This window comes from Actinomadura sp. KC216 (assembly GCF_004348535.1).
GTDB lineage: Bacteria > Actinomycetota > Actinomycetes > Streptosporangiales > Streptosporangiaceae > Spirillospora.
On sequence record NZ_SMJX01000197.1, the window covers coordinates 1 to 15,509 of the forward strand.

At 73.4% G+C, this 15,509-nt stretch carries 15 protein-coding genes; 5 read left to right on the plus strand and 10 right to left on the minus strand.

The genetic code is table 11. From position 1 onward, the window contains the following. Positions 1-127 precede the first annotated feature (127 nt). Both E1264_RS28100 and E1264_RS28105 read left to right on the plus strand, forming a co-directional pair. Positions 128-730, plus strand: coding sequence for a TetR family transcriptional regulator C-terminal domain-containing protein (locus tag E1264_RS28100; protein ID WP_132178454.1), 603 nt, complete (start codon positions 128-130; stop codon positions 728-730). Between the two features lie 92 nt (positions 731-822). Continuing rightward, positions 823-1,674, plus strand: a complete 852-nt coding sequence (locus E1264_RS28105) for an SAM-dependent methyltransferase (protein WP_132178455.1) — start codon at positions 823-825, stop codon at positions 1,672-1,674. A gap of 24 nt (positions 1,675-1,698) precedes the next feature. Here E1264_RS28105 and E1264_RS28110 read toward each other — a convergent pair whose 3' ends face one another. Beyond that, positions 1,699-2,556: a universal stress protein gene (locus E1264_RS28110; protein ID WP_132178456.1), complete on the minus strand. Its 858-nt coding sequence runs from the start codon at positions 2,554-2,556 to the stop codon at positions 1,699-1,701. Between the two features lie 73 nt (positions 2,557-2,629). Here E1264_RS28110 and dacB point away from each other — a divergent pair, with 73 nt between their 5' ends. After that, positions 2,630-4,102: a D-alanyl-D-alanine carboxypeptidase/D-alanyl-D-alanine-endopeptidase gene (gene dacB, locus E1264_RS28115; RefSeq protein WP_165964419.1), complete on the plus strand. Its 1,473-nt coding sequence runs from the start codon at positions 2,630-2,632 to the stop codon at positions 4,100-4,102. Here dacB and E1264_RS28120 read toward each other — a convergent pair. The 4 genes from E1264_RS28120 to E1264_RS28135 are packed head-to-tail and all read right to left on the minus strand — an operon-like array spanning position 4,099 to position 10,531. Continuing rightward, on the minus strand, positions 4,099-5,136 hold the full coding sequence (locus E1264_RS28120) for a hypothetical protein (RefSeq protein WP_132178458.1): 1,038 nt from the start codon (positions 5,134-5,136) through the stop codon (positions 4,099-4,101). The two genes, dacB and E1264_RS28120, sit on opposite strands and share 4 nt — an antisense overlap. Beyond that, positions 5,133-7,580, minus strand: a complete 2,448-nt coding sequence (locus E1264_RS28125; protein ID WP_132178459.1) for an SMC family ATPase — start codon at positions 7,578-7,580, stop codon at positions 5,133-5,135. Before E1264_RS28125 ends, E1264_RS28120 begins: the two co-directional genes overlap by 4 nt. Before the next feature lie 4 nt (positions 7,581-7,584). Further along, positions 7,585-8,757, minus strand: a complete 1,173-nt coding sequence (locus E1264_RS28130) for an exonuclease SbcCD subunit D (RefSeq protein ID WP_132178460.1) — start codon at positions 8,755-8,757, stop codon at positions 7,585-7,587. Between the two features lie 16 nt (positions 8,758-8,773). Further along, the gene (locus tag E1264_RS28135) at positions 8,774-10,531 is read right to left on the minus strand and encodes an ATP-binding protein (RefSeq protein WP_132178461.1); all 1,758 of its coding nucleotides are present in this window, start codon (positions 10,529-10,531) and stop codon (positions 8,774-8,776) included. 206 nt (positions 10,532-10,737) lie between these two features. Between E1264_RS28135 and E1264_RS28140 the strand changes: the two genes are divergently transcribed. Then, positions 10,738-11,019 carry a hypothetical protein gene (locus E1264_RS28140; protein WP_132178462.1) on the plus strand — a complete coding sequence of 94 codons (282 nt, stop codon included), beginning with the start codon at positions 10,738-10,740 and terminating at the stop codon, positions 11,017-11,019. Positions 11,020-11,123: 104 nt separating this feature from the next. Here E1264_RS28140 and E1264_RS28145 read toward each other — a convergent pair whose 3' ends face one another. Then, positions 11,124-12,554, minus strand: a complete 1,431-nt coding sequence (locus tag E1264_RS28145) for a hypothetical protein (RefSeq protein WP_207936335.1) — start codon at positions 12,552-12,554, stop codon at positions 11,124-11,126. A 297-nt stretch (positions 12,555-12,851) separates the two neighbouring features. On the opposite strand from E1264_RS28145, the gene E1264_RS28150 reads away from it, so the two are divergent. Further along, the gene (locus tag E1264_RS28150; RefSeq protein WP_132178463.1) at positions 12,852-13,481 is read left to right on the plus strand and encodes a hypothetical protein; all 630 of its coding nucleotides are present in this window, start codon (positions 12,852-12,854) and stop codon (positions 13,479-13,481) included. A gap of 6 nt (positions 13,482-13,487) precedes the next feature. Here the strand turns inward: E1264_RS28150 and E1264_RS28155 are convergent, their stop codons facing one another. The 4 genes from E1264_RS28155 to E1264_RS28170 all read right to left on the minus strand — a co-directional run bounded on the left by E1264_RS28155 (position 13,488) and on the right by E1264_RS28170 (position 15,491). Next, a complete protein-coding gene (locus E1264_RS28155) occupies positions 13,488-14,114 on the minus strand; it encodes a dihydrofolate reductase family protein (RefSeq protein ID WP_132178464.1) in 627 nt (208 codons plus the stop codon). After that, entirely contained in the window at positions 14,111-14,587 is a 477-nt protein-coding gene (locus tag E1264_RS28160) for an SRPBCC domain-containing protein (RefSeq protein ID WP_132178465.1), read from the minus strand. The genes E1264_RS28155 and E1264_RS28160 overlap by 4 nt, the downstream gene beginning before the upstream one ends. Further along, on the minus strand, positions 14,571-14,921 hold the full coding sequence (locus E1264_RS28165) for a metalloregulator ArsR/SmtB family transcription factor (protein WP_132178466.1): 351 nt from the start codon (positions 14,919-14,921) through the stop codon (positions 14,571-14,573). Before E1264_RS28165 ends, E1264_RS28160 begins: the two co-directional genes overlap by 17 nt. 72 nt (positions 14,922-14,993) lie before the next feature. After that, positions 14,994-15,491 carry a DUF1992 domain-containing protein gene (locus E1264_RS28170; RefSeq protein ID WP_132178467.1) on the minus strand — a complete coding sequence of 166 codons (498 nt, stop codon included), beginning with the start codon at positions 15,489-15,491 and terminating at the stop codon, positions 14,994-14,996. Positions 15,492-15,509 lie beyond the last annotated feature (18 nt).

The following is a 15,509-nucleotide window of genomic DNA, read 5'->3' on the forward strand; positions in this document are numbered from 1 at the left end:
CAACGGACGAGCTCCGCTCGACCCACCGTCCTCCAGCCCCCACCCACCACCAATCAACGGACGAGCTCCGCTCGACTCGCCGCGGGCGATCTTTGCACGGTGCAACCGTTGGGATAGCTTGAGAGGCATGACGCAGGAGGACCCGCCCGGCGCTCGCCGCCCGGCGACTCCTCGCGGCCGGGCGCGCCGAGACCAGCTCGTCCGGATCGGCCTGGATCTGCTCGCCGAGGGCGGCTGGCCCGCGATCACGGCCCGCGCCGTCGCGGACCGCGCCCGGATCAGGCCGGGCCTGCTGCACCACTACTTCAATGGGCTGCCAGGGCTGCACGTCGCCGTGGCGCAGCGGGCCGGTGAGATGATCATCGATCCGGTGGTGGACGCGCTGCTCGCCGCGCCGGACACCCCGGCCGCGGTGCAGGCGCTGCGCGACCTCGTCCCGGACATGATCGCCGGCGAGCGGAACCTGCGGCTGGCGGCGGAGCTGCTGGTCAGGGCGCTGCGCGATCCGCGGATGGGCGCGGAGCGGCGGGACTGGGCGCGGGCCGTCCGCGGCCGGGTCGCCGCGCGGCTGGCGGAGCTGTGCCCGGACTGGCCCGCCGAGCGCCGCGAGGGCACCGCCATGCTGGTCACCGCGCTGCTGGACGGCCTGATGCTGCAGCTGATCCTCGACCCGGCCCTGCCCGCCGACCCGGCGCTGGACGCCACCGCCGCGCTCGTCGGAAAACCATGATCGTTTCTTTCCGGTTCCGGCATGGAACGGGACACGGCCCGCTATTCTGAGATGCTGGACAACTCGCTTTTCGGACGGGTCAGGAGTACGCCGTGGCTGCAGACGAGGTCATCCCCGCGGAGATCCACCACGACGTGCCCACCGCCGCCCGCATCTACGGATGGGCGCTGGGCGGCAAGGACAACTACGAGGCCGACCGCCGGTTCATGCTGCAGAACCTGCCGGACTTCCCCGAGTTCATCGACCTCGCCCGGCAGAACCGGCAGTTCCTGTATCGGGCCGTCCGATACCTGGCGCAGGAGGCCGGGATCCGGCAGTTCATCGACATGGGCTGCGGGCTGCCGACCAACGACAACGTGCACCAGGTCGCGCGGCGGTTCGCGCCCGACGCCAACGTCGTCTACGTCGACATCGACCCGATCGTCCTCGTGCACGCCCGCGCGCTGCTGGCGATCGACGGCTCCACCGCCGTGATCACCGCCGACATGTCCGACCAGGAGGCCATCCTCGCCCACCCGGACGTGAAGCGGCTCATCGACTTCAGCAAGCCGGTCGCCGTGCTGTTCCTGTCCGTCGGCCACCACCTGGTCGACGCCGACGACCCGCGCCGCATCCTGCGCACCATCATGGACCGCGCCGTCTCCGGCAGCCATCTGGCGTTCACCGGGATCGTCTGCTCCGACCGCGAGCGCGCCGCCGACATCGACTCCCGCTCGAACGGCGCCGGGCTGCGCTGGCAGACCCGCGACCGGGCCGAGACCGACGCGCTCCTGCCGGAGGGGCTGGTGCCCGTCGAACCCGGCCTGGTCGACATCGTCGACTGGCGTCCCGACCCGGACCAGCCGCCCCTCGCGCCCGTGCCCGCCGAGCTCCAGCCGTACGACGGCGCGTCCCGGCTCAGCCGCGACCCCACCGAGTACGGCGGCGTCCTCCGCAAGCCCTAGCGCTCGGGGCGCCCGCCCCGAGCGTCAGCCGGGTCTGCGGCCCGGGACGATCGCGACGGGGCAGCGGGCGTGGCCGAGCATCCGGGTGCTGGTCGCGCCGAGGGGATCCGAGCCGGTGCCGCGATCGCCGAGGACCAGTAGGCCGGCGTCCCCGACCGCGTCGCGCAGCGCCTCGCACGGGCGTTCCAGCAGCAGCGACACCCGCATGCCGATCGCCGGGTGGCGCTCCCGCCACGGCGCGACGGCCTCCTCCAGTTCGGCGGCGCGCGTCTTCTCCAGCAGCTCCCGGTCGTTGAACAGCGCCAGCTCGGACTCGGTCACCGCGCCGGGCTCCCAGCAGCCGTAGACGACGTGCAGGTCCCAGTCGCGCAGCGCCGCCTCCTCGAAGGCGAACCCGAGCGCGGCGTCGCAGCGGGCCGTCCCGTCGACGCCCGCCACGACCAGCTCGCGCCGCCCGCCGCTGCCGTCCGGGACGACGATCACCGGCCGGGCCGCCCGCGCGGGGACCTCCAGCGCCGTCGCCCCCTCGTCCGGCCGCTCGTGCGCGCCGATCACGACCAGCTCCGCGGTGGCGGACGCGCGCAGCAGCGCCTCGGCGACCGGCCCGCGCATCAGCCGCCCGTGCACCGCCTCCGCACCGAGCTCGCGGGTCCGGCGGACGCCCTGCTCCAGCAGGTTCTCCCCCGCCCGCTTCCTGATCGCCTCGGCGTCGCGGTCGACGTGGCCGCTCGCGTAGGGCCAGTGCCAGCAGTGGCACATCACCAGGTCGAGGCCGCGCCGCCGCGATTCGTCGACCGCCCAGCGCAGCGCGGCGTCGTTCTCCGCCGTCCCGTCGAAGCCGAACAGGACGTGCGGTCGCTGAATCCTTTCTGCTTCGTCCATGTGCCTGCCCTCCTTCTGCCAAGTCTGCGCGCTCACCGCGCGTAGTAGAAGAGGGACCCCTACACTCCGCGACATGATCATCCGCAGTCTCTGGGTGGCCGTGCCGCTCGCCGGGAGCCTGATCGCCGGGGGTGCCGGCGCCGCTCCCGCCGACGCCGCCCCTGGTGAGAGCCCTGCCGCCGCCCCGGACGGCGATCTCGGCAGGGATCTGGACGCCGTCCTCAAGGACCGGCGCCTCAAGGGCGCGAAGGTCGGGGTGGTCGTGCGCGACGCCCGGTCCGGGAGGGTCCTGTACGACCGCAACGGCGGCGCGAGGGCCATGCCGGCGTCGAACAACAAGCTGCCGACGTCCGCCGCCGCCTTCGGCGTCCTCGGCGGCGGATACCGGTTCAGGACGACGGTCGGCACCGACGGCGGGAACCTCTACCTCAAGGGCACCGGCGACACCACCATGCGGGCGGCCGATTACGGACGGCTCGCCGCCGCCGTCGCGGAGAAGGGCGTCAAGGAGGTCACGGGCGACCTCGTCGCGGACGACACCTGGTTCGACGCCGACCGCGTCCCGGACGGCTGGGACACGGGCGACCTCCAGTACGCGTACGCGGGGCGGATCTCAGCCCTCACCGTCTCCCCCAACGCCGACTTCGACGCGGGCTCGGTCGAGGTCGGGGTGGCCGCGACCCGTCCGGGGAGGCGGGTCAAGGCCGGGCTGCGTCCCGCCACCGGCGTGGTGAAGATCGACAACAGGGCCACCACGGGGCCGCGCGGGTCGTCGTCCACCCTCGCGGTGAACCGGCGGAACGGCTCCGGCACGATCACGATCACGGGCAGGCTTCCGGCCGGTGCGCCGAAGGCCCGCGTCCTGCGGACGGTGGAGCACCCGACGCTCTACGCGGCGGACGTGTTCCGCCGCGCCCTGAAGGCGCACGGCGTCCGCGTGGCGGGCACGACGAAGCGAGGCCGGACGCCCGGAAGCGCCGAGACGATCGCGACGCGCACGTCCATGCCGCTCTCGCAGCTCGCCAAGCCGTTCATGAAGCTCAGCAACAACGTCATGGCCGAGACGCTCGTGAAGGCGATCGGCCGGAAGGTGCGCGGCAGCGGCACGTGGGCGGCCGGGCTGCCCGCCGTCACCGCCCACGCGGAGCGGCTCGGCGCCGGCACCTCGCAGATCACCATGACGGACGGCTCGGGCCTCGCCCGCTCCAACAGGACGACGCCCAGGTTCCTCAGCACCCTGCTGCGGAACGCGCGGGAACAGCCGTGGTTCGGCGCCTGGTACGCGTCGCTGCCCGTCGCCGGGAAGCCCGGCAGGCTGACCGGCGGGACCCTCGCGAAACGGATGCGGGGCACCGCCGCGGAGGGGAACGTCCACGCGAAGACGGGCACGATGACCGGCGTCACGGCCCTGTCCGGCTACGTCCGGGACCGGGACGGCCGCCTGCTCGTCTTCTCCACCGTCTTCAACGGCTACGCCGGGAGCGCCCCCAAGGACATCGAGGACAAGATCGCCGTCCGCCTCGCCACCGGCGGAAGCGGGGCTTAGGAGCGGCGCGCGGTGGCGGTGCGGAGGGCGCGATAGAGGAGACCCGCGTCGCCGAGGCGGTGGCGGAGGAGCTTCTCCAGCCCACCGATCGGGACGAGGTTCTGCGGCGCCCGCGGGTCCTTGTAGTCGACCCCGGCCAGCCCGGGGATGATCGCCGCGCTGTGGTCGGCGAGCTCCACGACCGCGTCGCGCGGCAGGTCGGGGGCGGCCTCGCAGCGCGCGATGCCCGCCCACGGCGCGGCGGACGGCGTCGGCAGCCGCAGGTACCAGGAGTGCCGCGCCCAGCTCGTCGTCATCAGGAACACGGGCGTGCGCTCGCCCGGCCGCAGCGCGGTGAGGACGGCCAGCTCGGCGCCCTTCAGGTAGGCGGCGTGGTGCGTCTTCACGTAGCCGATGGTGCGCGGGAGGTGGGCGCGGCCCCGGAGCGGGCCGTCCACGATGAGGAGGTCGCCGTCGTGGCCGGACGCCGTCCGGTAGCGGGTCGCGAGGCCGACCTCGATGTCCGACAGCTGCTGCTGGAGCGCCTGTGACAGCTGCTCGGCGGCGCCGCCCTTGGCCCGCACCGCCGTGTACGTGCCCGCCCAGGTGGTCAGGTCGGCGGCGTGCGGGGACGGCGTGAACAGCGAGCGGCGCACGTCCACCTCGGCGAGCTCGGCCGGGCCGCCGGGCGTGCAGCGCACCAGCCCGGCCGCGCACGACGCGGCGATCCCCGGCGCGGGCATCTCCCCGTCCGGGTGGCCTCCGCCCGGATGGCGTCCGTCCGGTCGGCCTCCGTCCGGGTCGCCGACCCAGACGCGGGCCTCGATGCGGCGCACCCCGTCGGCGACGATCAGCCCGGCGGGCGGGAGGCCCTCTGCGGCCGGGGTGATCGGCCGCCACCGCCCGGACGGCAGCTCCACCTCCAGGTCGAGCTGGACGGACGACGCGTCCAGCTCGCCGATCGCCTCCGCGGTCAGCGAGGTCGCGTACCCCGGGTCCCAGGGGTCGACGGTGATGGCGGGGGCGGCCGTCCCGGCCGGGGGTGCCGTGGTCACGTGCTCCTCTTCTCCAGATGCGAGCCGGTGTGGTCGCGCGACACGTCGAACCGGACGGGAACGCGCTCGGCGAGCGCCGGAACGTGCGTCACGATGCCGACCATACGGTCACCCCCCGACGTCAGCCGCTCCAGCGTCGTCGCGACCGTGTCGAGCGTCGCCGGGTCGAGGGTGCCGAAGCCCTCGTCCAGGAAGATCGAGTCCAGGCTGCGGGCGGCGCCGCCGCCGAGCCGGGCGATCTGGTCCGAGAGCGCCAGCGCGAGCGCGAGGGACGCCTGGAACGTCTCCCCGCCGGACAGCGTCCGGACGCTGCGCCGCAGCCCCGCCTCGGTGTGGTCGGTCACCTCGATCGCGTTCCTGTCGTCCAGGACGAACTCGAACTGCCCGCCCGACAGCTCCCGCAGCGTCTCGGACGCGGTGTCGACCAGCAGTGCCAGGGCCTCGCCGCACAGCCAGTTCTCGAAGTTGTTGGCGCGCAGGTGCCGGGCGAGGTCCTGCGCGACGGCGGCGTCCTGCTGGTGCTTGCGGATCTCGCCCGCCAGCTCCTCGGCGCGGCGCCGGTCGCGCTGGACGTCCGCCAGCCGGTTCTCCGCCTGGTTCCGGGCGTTCAGGACGGCATCGCGGACGGTGTCGGTGTCGATGGTCGCGGGCACGGCGATCTCGTGGGCGTCCAGCGCGGCGGCGAGCGCGCGGCGCCGGTCGTCGCGCCGGGCCCGGAGGTCGCTCAGCTCGTTCGCGAGGGTCTCGGCCGCTTCGCCGCGGCGCGCCGCCTCCTGGTCGCGCCAATTGAGCAGGGTCGTCCAGGCGGCGTGCAGGTCGGTCCGGTCGACGGCCGGGGCGCCGAACGCGACGACCGTGTCGCGGGCCTCGTCCAGTGTGCGCTGCGCTCTGCCCGCCTCGTCGTTCAGCCCGGCGAGGAGCCGTTCGGCCTTGGCCAGGTCGGCGCGGGCGGAGAGCAGGTCCTGCCGCGCCCGCTCGGCGTCCGCTTCGGCCGCGCCGATCGCGTCGAGGCGGCGCTGGACGTCATCCGCGTCCGGGTGGGCGCGGATGTGCTCGTCCTGCGCGTCGAGCTGGCGCCGCAGCCCGTCCAGCTTCTCGTCGCGCCGGTCCGCTTCGCGTTCGAGCCTCCGGAGCGCGTCCTGCGCGGTTTCGAGGTCGCGGGCGCGGGCCTTCACCTTGCGGTCGGCGGCGCCGAGGGCGGGCGGGGCGTGCCGCTCCGGCGGTTCGGTGACCTCGCGCAGGCAGACCGGGCACGGTTCGCCGACGGCGAGCCGCTGGACGAGGTCGGCGGCGGTGTGCGCGTCGCGCGTGCGCTGCAGTTCCTCCTGCGCCTGCTGGAGGTTCGCCTGCGCGACGGCGACGTCCGCTTCGGCGTCGGCGGCCTCCCGGCGCGCCTGCTCCGCCTCCGCGCGGACGGTCTCGATCTCCTCGGTGAGCCGGGCGTGATCGCGATGCGCCCTGGCCGCCAGGTCGAGGACGGCCTTGTCACCGAGCGCGGCGAGGCGTTCCCGGGCGGCCGACTCCGCCTCCTCGTGCCGGGCCGCCTCGCGCGCCGCCCGCTCCGCCGCGCCGGTCGCGGTCTTGAGGTCGTCCGCGAGGGTCGGGACGTCCTCGGGCATGGCGAGGGCGGCCAGCGCGTCGAGCGAGCGCGCGGCGTCGGCGGCGTCGGCGTCGCGGTCGCGGATGGTGTCGTCGGTGCGGCGCAGCTCGTCCAGCGCCGAGCGGACCTGGTCGCCGAGTGTTTCCAGCCGTTCCACCCGCTGCCGCGCCGCCGTCTCGGCGGCCTCGTCCACGGCGCCGACCTTCGCCAGCTGCGCCTCGGCCGCCTGCGCCCGCGCCTCGGCGACCTTGGCCTCCTCCCCCGCCCGCTTCATGATGACCTCGAACGTCCCGGCGTCGAGGAGCTGGACGAGGAGGTCCTGCCGCTTCCTCGGCTCGGCCTGGAGGAAGTCGGCGAAACGGCCCTGCGGGAGGACGACGCACTGCGTGAAATAGCGGAACTCCAGGCCGGTGACGCGCTCGACGGCAGCGGTCACCGGGTCGGGGCCGTCGGCGATGGTCCGGACCTGTGCGGCGAGCATCTCCTCGATGCCGTCCGCCGGGTCGACGGACGGGTCCAGCTCGTCCAGCCGCGCCTCCTTCGTCGTCACCGACTGCTTGGTGCGGGCCAGCGCGCGGACGACCCCGTACCGGCGTCCGGCCGCCTCGAACACCAGCGCCACCCTGCCGGAGGTGGCGGACGGCGCCAGCGCCAGCCTGATCACGTTCTCCTTCCCCCAGCGGGGCACCGACCCGTAGAGGGCGAAGCAGATCGCGTCGATGACCGTGCTCTTCCCCGCCCCCGTGGGCCCGACCAGGACGAAGTAGTCGACGTCGTGCAGGCTGACGGACGTCGGCTCGCGGTAGCTGCAGAAGTCGTCCATGTGGACGCACAGCGGACGCATCGGCTCAGCCCTCCCGGTCGCGGTCGTCGAGCTCGTCGTAGAGCCGGTCGAACAGCGCAATGACCCGTTCGTCCTCGTGGCCCTTGTGGTCGAGGTAGGCGCGGAACAGCTCCCGCGGCGTCGGGGCGTCGGCGCCCGTGACGGCCGTGCGCCGCCGCGTGGCGGTGGGCCGGAACGCCTCGTCGACGTCCACGGTCAGCGCGTTCGGGAGGACCTCCCGGACGTCGTCGGCCAGCCCGGCGCGCGGCTTCTCCGCCACGACGACGCGCAGCCAGGCGTCGCCGAGCCCGCCCGCCATCGCCTCCAGCTCGCCGAGCGTGCCGGTGACCGTCCGCAGGACGCGGGCGCTCTTCAGCGTCACCTCGCGGACGTCGGCCGGGCGCCCCGGCGACGCCTCCACCACCAGCGCGCCCGGCGTGTTCCTCTCCTCGCCGAAGTCGACGGCGATCGGCGACCCGCTGTACCAGATGGGGCACGGGCCGGGCATCCGCTGCCGCCGGTGCAGGTGGCCGAGCGCGGCGTAGTGCGCGGTCGGCGGGAACGCGGCCGGCTCGAAGTAGTACGAGAAGATCGTCTGCGCCTCGCGCTCGCCGCCGCCGAGCCTCCCGCCCGGGAGCGTGCCGTGCGCCGCGATCAGGTTGACGGTGTCGGCCTCGAAGCCCTCGGTGAGCGCCTCGGCGAGCCGCGCGAACCGGTGCGCGTAGTCGCGGTTGTGCTGGTCGGGCGTGCCGGTGAGCGCCTCCAGCGCCCGGACGACGTACCGCTGCGACAGGAACGGCATCGCCGCGAGCCTGACCGGCTCCCCGGTCCTGGCCGTCCACGAGAGCAGGCCGCCCGCGTCCGGGCGCCGGAACCTCCCGATCACGCGGATGCCGAGCCGCCCCAGCACCGGCCGGTACACGTCGTCCAGCAGCCGGGGATCGTCGTGGTTCCCGGCCAGGACGACCACCTCCCGGCCGCCCTCCTGCAGCGCCATCAGCGTCTTCATCACCAGAGCCTGCGACGGCGGCGTCGGGACCGCGCCGTCGAACACGTCCCCGGCGACGATGACCGCGTCGACGTCCTCCTCGCGGGCGATGCCGACCAGCTCGTCCAGCACCCTCACGTGCTCGTCGAACCGCGACCGGCCCCGGAGCACCTTGCCGACGTGCCAGTCGGCGGTGTGCAGGAACTTCATGTCGGCTCCAGCCTCCTCAGAAGGGGGGAACTTCGTCGTCGTCGCCCACGTCGCCGAGCCCCGCGAACGGATCGCGCGCCGCCCGCGCCGTCGTCCCCGCCGTCGTCCGCGACGGCTCGCGCGCTTCAGCCTCGGCCGGACGGGTCGCCCACGCCGGGAACGGGAACTCGACGGCGAGCGGCACCGGGATCTCCGGCTGCCCGACGAACATCGTCCCGGGCTTGGCGATCGTGGCCCGCGCCCGCGCCGCCGGGGGCAGCCAGCCGTACTCCCCGCGCGCCGCCTCCGCCGCGTCGAGCCGCCCCGCGACCCGCACCGCGCAGTTCGCGACGATGCGGCGCTCCACCTCCGACGCCGTCTGCTGCGCGCCGATGAGGATCACGCCGAGCGAGCGGCCGCGCTCGGCCACGTCCAGCAGGATCTCCTTGATCGGGGAGCCGCCCTCGCGGGGCGCGTACTTGTTCAGCTCGTCCAGCACCACGAACAGCAGCGGCCGGGCGCTGCCCGTGCTCTCCTTGCGCGCGAACTCGCCGCGCAGCACCACCCCGACCACGAACCGCTGCGCGCGGTCGGGCAGGTTGTGCAGGTCGACGACGGTGACCTGCGCCTCGGTGTCGATGGACGCGTCGGACGACAGGTCGCCGCGCACGATCGGCGACAGCGGCCGGACCGACGACCGCAGCCGCCGCAGGAACGCGTTCACCGTCCCGAGGCCCATGAGCCCGGCGCCCCACGCGTGGCGCGTGCCCTCGTCGGTCAGCGTCTCCTCGATGAACCGGACGAAGTCGTCGTAGGTGCGGCAGACCACGGGCTCGGCGTCGTCGGAGGCCCGCAGCTTGACGGCGCCGCCGACCGGCTCCGCGAGCCGCGCCAGCCGGGCCGCGACCTGCCCGATGAGCATCGTGTACTGCGCCCGCTCGTCCTCGGCGTCGGCGAAGACGAACCGCAGCAGCTCCTGGCGGCAGAATTCGGCGAGCGTCCAGTAGAACGGGCTCACGTCCTGGGTGCGGGCCGAGACGTGGGGCGTCCCGTTGGGGTCGCCCGGACGCGGCGGCGCGAACACGTGCACGCTGCCGAACGGCCCCGGCTCCAGGCCCAGCTTCCGGTAGGCGGCGCGCGCGTCGTCGTCCAGGCGCTTGTTGGCGTGGTCGAGGAAGAGCAGGTCCTCGCCCTTCACCGAGAAGATCAGCGCCTTGGTGTTGTGCGCCTCGGCGCCCAGCGCGCCCGAATTGAAGATCGAATACAGCAGGAACGTCGCGAAGGACGTCTTCGTCGCGACCCCGGAGATGCCCGAGATCGAAACGTGGGCGCCGCGCGTCCCGTCCAGGAACTCCAGGTTGACGTGGATCGGCTCGCCGTCGCGGCCCAGCCCGACCGGCACCCGCCGCTCCATGACGTCGAAGTACAGCGCTCGTTCCCGCTCCTTCTCCCCCGCCCGGCGCGCGACCGTGCCGGGCAGCGGCGGCACGTACACCTCGGGCTCGACGCGCGTCACCGTGACCTCGGCCGACTCCACGACCGCGGCGGGCAGCACGCCCTGGACGATGAGGAACACGTCCGAGTCGTACGCGGCGCCCTCGTGCCGCGCCTCGACGTTCGTCACGACCCCGGCGATGAGGACCTCGCCCCGCCCCGGCACCTCCCGGGTCGCCGCGACGACCTCGTCCAGCTGGAGGACCGTCCCCGGTTCGAGCCCGACCCAGAACGACAGCGGCGTCGCCGACTGCGTCCCCAGTACCCGCCCGACGACCTGTCCCGCCGCCTCTTCGCCCATGCACCCCACCCGGACACCACGTGAACCACCAGATCACGGCAGGGTAACCACACCCCGCGACAATCTCGCACACCCCTCACCAACTGACCGCATCCAGCCACCCACGGTCACCGGACGCGCACAACCGGACGACGGCCCCGCCATCCGGAGCCGCACCTCGGGCGTCTCAGTTTCGCCGCGCGCACGCGACCGACGAGAGGAGCTTCATGGCGTTCTACGACAAGGTGCAGTGGCCGGACTGCGGCGTCCTCATGGTGATGCCGCACGACCCGGCGCTCCATGCGCGGGGCAGCAAGAGCGCGGAGGGCGGGTGCACATGGTCGGACCATGACGTCGAAGCCCGCTGGTCGGTCGTGTGGAGGGGGGAGCGCTGGGCGGTCTGCGACGCCGACCTCGCCGCCTTCGCGCAGGCGGAGCTGGGAGCGGCCGTTCCGTCGTCCCCGGACGCCCCCGCCACCGGACTCGGGACGCGGTTCAGCGGCGGCTGATCCCGCACGAATGCCCGCTCCGGGAGCGGCTCGCCGACGTCCCGGCCGTTCCCCCGCGCTGGACGGGCCGGTGATGCTCCGAGGTCACCGGTCCCGTCCGCCGGTCACCGGTCGATCAGCGGCTCGAAGGCGGCGCGCACGTCGCTCTTGGACGGGTTCACGTACCGGTCGGGGTCCGGGCCGAAATCGTCGAGAAAGGACGAGCGGTATCTGATGACGGACGGGCAGCTCCGGCCGCCGATCTGCACTTTCCGGTCGGCCACGAGCCTGCCCGTCCGCAGCTCGTACACCTTCACCGGAAGCGCGACCTTGTGGAAGCTCACCCGGTACAGCTTCCCGGAGCTCTTGCTCCGATAGGTGCACGACTCGACGACGCTTCCCTGTTTCCGCTCCCCCACGCAGACGATGAGGACGGCGTTGGCGACGTCCTTGACGCGCCATTTCCCGGGGAGATCGTCCGTGTACTCGTCGTTCCCGTAGAACAGCGCCCGGTTGACGCCCTTGCCATAGGCACGGGCCCCGCTGTACTTCCCCGGTGAACTGCAATATTGGGGCTGCTGCTCGCCGGAATACGCATCTTCAAGCAGGCTCCGGACGTGCGCCAGCTCGATCGACAGCGTGGCCTGCCTGACCCCGTTCTTCGCCGCGCCCGCGAGCCCGTCCTGGGGATACTGGTCGAGCAGTTGCTGGTACCGCGCGCGGGCGCCCATCCATTCCTTGGCCTTCATGAGATCGTCACCGCAGCCGACGAGCGCCGCGGGCGCGGCCCGAGTGACGGCGCCCGCCGACCGGTCCAGCGCGTCATGGCTGGGCGGCCGGTTGTGGAGCCAGTCCGTCACGGTGACGGTGCGGCAGGCGTCGTCCGTGGGCAGGCGGCCGAGGAACCCGTCGAGGACCGTCCCGACCGTCCTCCGCTGGCCGGGCTCGGCGAGGACCGAGGCGAGGATGTCGAATCCGGCCTTCAGCGAACCGGTGTCACCCGCGGCCAGCCCGGCGGTGAGCTTGGCCTCGGCCGTCCGCAGCCGCCGGCACGCCTCGACGGCCTCGTCGCTGCGCAGCGCCACCGGCGCGCCGGCGACGCGGTGCCCGAACCAGACGCCCGCCCCGTCGCTCAGCACCCGCGCGCAGTCGCCGTCCTCGCGGGCTTCGGCGACGCGCTCCTCGATCCTGGACGCGTCGAACCGCAGAAGCCCGGCGGCCAGCAGCACGGGCACCGTGACAGCGGCCGCGAGGATCCGCTGCCGGGGCACCGCGATTCCCGCGCGGCGTCCTCCCGCCGCCGACCAGCCGTGCGCGATGACGGCCGCCCACCACACGAGCACGAGGACCTCGCTCCACCACCGGGCCGCCGAGACGAGAACGGAGACGAGGACAAGGGTGACGATCCCGGTGCCCACGGCGGTCTTGCGCCGCCCCAGGATGAGGTATCCGACGCCCAGAAGAGAGGCGTTGCCGAGGGCGACGGCCAGCGGGTCGCGAACGCGCACCGGGGGCGGCGCGGGTTCGGGCGAGGCGTACATCGGACGATCCATCATGGGCACTCCCCATCAGCCGCGAATCGCGCCCATTGTTCGCCCGCGCTCCCGGGAGGGGTCCCAGAAACAACGTGCCGCGAACACCACTTAGGAGAAGAAACTCCTGGGTCTTCCGCCACGGCCCCAATCGCGCAAGGAGTCTGTAACGCGACGGCTACTGCTGGAGATCATTTGATATTGCCCTGAACGCGGGGAGGTCGGCATATGTCGGGGCACGGACCATTCGGCCCACCTGGTCCACCTGCTCCGCCCGGCCCGCCTGGTCCTAGCCCGGCGGGGTCCCTGCCGCCGCCCCGGGTGGACGGCCGAGGGATCACCGTTCCGGCGCTGGCCCGGTCGGCCGCCGCCGCCGTCGGCGCGGTGGCCGGTGCGGCGATCGCGGTCCCCCTCGCCATCCTCCTGTTCACCGTGCTCTTCATCCATGTCGGCGTACCGCTCATCGAGGAGATCGTCTCCGGCGGGCTGACCCCCGACATGTCGCTCATCGAGAAGATCATCGTCGGGATCTTCCTGCTGCTCGCGGTCACGGTCCTCGTGATCTACCTGATCCTCGCGCTGGTGGCCCCGGTCTTCGTGCTGGTGCCGCTGCTGTCGACCGCGATCGCGCTGCGCCTCGCGGGCGGCGGCGCGATCCTGCGCTCCCTCCTGCTGATGCTGGCGATGATCGCCGCGTACACGGTGGTGGCCGTGCCGGCCGCCTCCGCCGTCGAGATCGATGTGCAGTGGTGGACCTGGGCGGCGATCGTCGCGTTCAGCGCCTTCGGGGGCAGGCTGGTCGTCGAGCTGTGGAGACCCGACCTGGCCGGGACGCCGCAACGCTTCGGGAACCTGTGGAGGCGCTGGAAGACCCTCGGCCTAGCCTGGCTGATCACGCTCGTGGTCGCGACCGGCGTGAGCCTGGTCCTGTTCGTCGTCAAGGTGGGCTAGCCGGGGTCAGACGAAGGCCGTCACACCCTCGTACTCCGCCACGGGGGCCGCGCCGGCGGCCTCGTACTGGAGCAGCAGCACGCCGTTCACCGTCACCTCGTGGTGGACGAGCCGCAGGCCCACCGGCGCGCCCGGATGGCCGAGGAGCCGGCGCCCGGCCCCGACCACGGTCGGCGCGACCGCGAGCCGCAGCACGTCGACGAGCCCGGCCGCCAGCAGCGCGTGACCGAGCCGCGCGCTCCCGTGGATCTGCAGCTCCCGTCCAGGCCGTGCCTTGAGCTCCCCGACCGTCTGCACCGGGTCGCCGCGCAGCACCGTCGTCGGCTTCCACGTCCCCTCGCCGAGCGTGCTGGTCACGACGTACTTCGGCAGCGAGTTCATCCGCTCGGTGAACGGGTCGCCGGGGTCGGTGATCCGCGGCCAGTCGCGGGCGAACGCCTCGTAGGTCCGCCGCCCGAGCAGCAGGCCGTCCGCGAGGTCCAGCCACTCGGACGTCCGCCGGACGAACAGCTCGTCCATGTGCGGCACAAGCCAGCCGCCCCTGGTGAAGCCGCCGCTCGTGTCCTCGGACGCCGAACCGGGCCCCTGGCTGACCCCGTCCAGCGAGACGAACTCGGTGAGCACGATCTTCACGCCGGTATCTCGCTCTCCGCGAACCCGGCGAGCTGCCCGGCGACCGTCCCCCACCCCTCGGCGAAGCCGAGCTTCTCGTGCCGGGCGCGGGCCTCCGGGTCGCCATGGCGGACGACGATCCGGTAGTCCGTGCCCTCCGGGTGGTCGCTCAGCATGATCTCCGCCGTCATCGGCACCGGCACGGGGTCGGCGGGACGCCAGGCGCTGTCGATCGCGTTCGTGAACACGATCCGCTCCAGCTCGTCCACGACGAGGAAGATCGCGTCGACCTGCGGGACGAACTCCGTCCCGTCCTCGCTCATCCGCGTCACGAACGCCCCGCCGGGCCGGACGTCCAGCCGGTCCACCCGGCACACCGCCGGGGCCGGGATCCACCATTTCTCCAGCCGGGCCGGATCGGTCCACGCGTTCCACACCACGCCGCGCGGCGCGCGGATGACCCGCTCCAGGGCCAGGTCAAGATCGGGATTCATCGGTCTCCCCCTTCGCTTCGGTGACGAGGCGTTCGAGCCGGTCGGTCCGCCCCTCCCAGATCCGGCGCTGCTCGGCGAGCCAGTCGTCCACGAGGGCGAGGCGCTCCCGGTTGAGCACGCAGGTGCGCACCCGCCCGGCCTTCTCGGTGCGGATCAGGCCGCTCGCCTCCAGGGTCCGCACGTGCTTCATGAACGACGGGAGGGTCATGGGGAACTCGCGGGCCAGCTCCCCCACGCTCGTCGGCCCGCGCCCGAGCCGCCGGATGACCCCGCGCCGGGTCGGATCGGCCAGCGCGACGAACACCCCGTCGATCTCCGCCGAATACTGTGCCATGAGGCTAAGTATCAGCCTGGGAAACACTTAGCGCAAGAGCAAAGTATCGAGCCCAGGCGCCGCCCGCCCAGCTCAGCCGCGACGCCGCCGACGGAAGAAGAGCCTCCACCGGCGACCGCTCGCCTTGTCGCGGCTCTCGCCCACCACGCGCTGCGATCGCTCCACGCGCGCGCTGTGGGCCTCCCGCCACCGCGCCACGACCTCATCGATGTCGATCGGCCGGTAGCCGAGCGCGGGGCCGGGCGGAGGAAACCGCAGGTTGGCGGCGATCTTCTCGTTGACCGGCTCCAGCATCCGCCGCACGCTGCGCTCGGACGGCGCCTTGAGCGCCGCCTCCATGACGTCCTCGATCTCCCTGCGCAGCGACAGCGTCGGATGGATCATGGCCACGAGCCCCTCGCTGGCCAGCTTCTGCTTGATCCACCAGTTGTCGTCCAGCGGCCGGCCCGCGTCCGGCAGCGGCTTCCCCGCGCCCGGCAACCCGTCGAACTCGCCGCGCCCCTCCGCCTCGCGGATCTGCCCGTCGATCCAAGACTCGAAGCTGAGCCCGGCGGGCTTTCGCTCAGTCATGCCCCAATTGTCCCATCC

Excerpts from the sequence above, each read along its gene's own strand:
- E1264_RS28135 (WP_132178461.1), bottom strand. The coding sequence starts at position 10,531 with ATGGGCGAAGAGGCGGCGGGACAGGTCGTCGGGCGGGTACTGGGGACG.
- E1264_RS28170 (WP_132178467.1), bottom strand. The coding sequence starts at position 15,491 with ATGACTGAGCGAAAGCCCGCCGGGCTCAGCTTCGAGTCTTGGATCGAC.
- E1264_RS28110 (WP_132178456.1), bottom strand. The coding sequence starts at position 2,556 with ATGGACGAAGCAGAAAGGATTCAGCGACCGCACGTCCTGTTCGGCTTC.
- E1264_RS28125 (WP_132178459.1), bottom strand. The coding sequence starts at position 7,580 with ATGCGTCCGCTGTGCGTCCACATGGACGACTTCTGCAGCTACCGCGAG.
- E1264_RS28140 (WP_132178462.1), top strand. The coding sequence starts at position 10,738 with ATGGCGTTCTACGACAAGGTGCAGTGGCCGGACTGCGGCGTCCTCATG.
- E1264_RS28165 (WP_132178466.1), bottom strand. The coding sequence starts at position 14,921 with ATGGCACAGTATTCGGCGGAGATCGACGGGGTGTTCGTCGCGCTGGCC.
- dacB (WP_165964419.1), top strand. The coding sequence starts at position 2,630 with ATGATCATCCGCAGTCTCTGGGTGGCCGTGCCGCTCGCCGGGAGCCTG.
- E1264_RS28160 (WP_132178465.1), bottom strand. The coding sequence starts at position 14,587 with ATGAATCCCGATCTTGACCTGGCCCTGGAGCGGGTCATCCGCGCGCCG.
- E1264_RS28145 (WP_207936335.1), bottom strand. The coding sequence starts at position 12,554 with ATGATGGATCGTCCGATGTACGCCTCGCCCGAACCCGCGCCGCCCCCG.
- E1264_RS28130 (WP_132178460.1), bottom strand. The coding sequence starts at position 8,757 with ATGAAGTTCCTGCACACCGCCGACTGGCACGTCGGCAAGGTGCTCCGG.
- E1264_RS28100 (WP_132178454.1), top strand. The coding sequence starts at position 128 with ATGACGCAGGAGGACCCGCCCGGCGCTCGCCGCCCGGCGACTCCTCGC.